At 54.0% G+C, this 1,324-nt stretch carries 1 protein-coding gene; it reads right to left on the bottom strand.

The features are described from left to right. Positions 1-13: 13 nt before the first annotated feature. The coding region (locus C7B16_RS24165) for an IS4-like element IS4 family transposase (RefSeq protein WP_258182618.1) at positions 14-1,324 on the bottom strand (1,311 nt) is incomplete at its 5' end.

The raw sequence follows: 1,324 nt of genomic DNA, 5'->3' as shown, positions 1-1,324 counted from the left end.
TAATGCCAGTCAGTTAAGCAACTGACTGGCTCTTTTTCGGGGCTGTGGGGTATTTCCAGGGCCTCTCCTTTACCACTCTCGGGAAGGCCCTTTCCCTTCTTGTCGGTAATTTCACAAGTTGTCCCATACTTGCAAGATCGCGCATCAGCTCCGGTATACGTCCCGGTGAAGCGCCCTGCAATGTCATCAGCATTCTCATCACCATTCCGCATGATTCTGAGAAACTCAGTTGATTCGGCCAGTAACCTTTCAGATGTTCTGCCATTTTAATCATCTGATATCTCACCAGATTATAAGCCAGTAAGACACCCCACAGCTCTTGCTCCACAAGCTCCGGCTTTTTACTTCTCAGCGTCAGCCTGCTCAGTTGCATCGTCTGTTTTATCTCCCTGTATCCCAGTTCGATTTCCCAGCGATGACTGTACAGATCCGCCATTTCTCCTCCGGGGAAGCGCATGGCGTCCGTCATCGACGTCAGCAGATGGCAGACTTTTCCTTTGCGCGTCACGGTCAGCAGGCGGGCTGTCACCTCATTTCCCAGTCCCGGCCACTTTTTTCGTGCCTGCGGGCTGGTTTTCAGCTTCACCAGATGATCGCCTTTACCCAGTTTTCTGATCTCTTCATATTGCGCTCCCTTTCTGAGAGGGATCATCCAGTGGCGGTGTTCTCCTGCCTGGCTCCAGGCATTTAACAGTCCCAGTGAGTAATAACCTTTATCCATTAACGTCAGGGTGTTATCGCCGGTTTGTTCTATAAGTTGCTCAGCAAGCTCATTTTCGCTGTTCTTCATCGTGCCGAAGGCTGCAGCCGTCAGCAGATGGCTGGTCAGTTCCATCTGGCAGACCATTTTGACCTGCGGGTAGAGCGCCGGGTTCCCGGCATGTGTCTGGCGGGGGAAGGCTGCATCGTTCTCTGGTGTATCCGGTGTGCGCCAGAACACACCATCGATGGCCAGCAGGGTCAGGCCGCACCAGTGCGGATGCGGCGTGGTGTTATGCCAGAGCTGCGCTGTTTTCGTGAACACGCGGCGGACAGCCTCACTTCCCAGACGCTGGCGGGCCTGAATAACGGCACTGGGGGCAACGAAGGGGCGATTGCCCGGCAGCATGATGTCCAGGCGATTCACAATCTGGTGAAGAGGTTCTTTACGCTCAAGCGCCATGCCAACAATACACCAGACCATCATTTCGAGGGGAAGACGGCGCTTGCGTAGCGTTACAGTACCTGATTCGGCAAGGCAACGAGAGATGAGTTCGGGGTCGAGGTAATCCCCCAGAGAAGTCAGTGGGTTACGCAGAGAATCGTAACGGGATACCAGATCAAG

It is taken from the genome of Escherichia sp. 20412-1 (assembly GCF_003027595.1).
In the GTDB taxonomy this organism is placed as follows: Bacteria; Pseudomonadota; Gammaproteobacteria; order Enterobacterales; family Enterobacteriaceae; genus Escherichia; species Escherichia marmotae.
The sequence above is the reverse complement of the archived record's forward strand: the minus strand, read 5'-3'. Positions and strand labels throughout refer to the sequence as shown.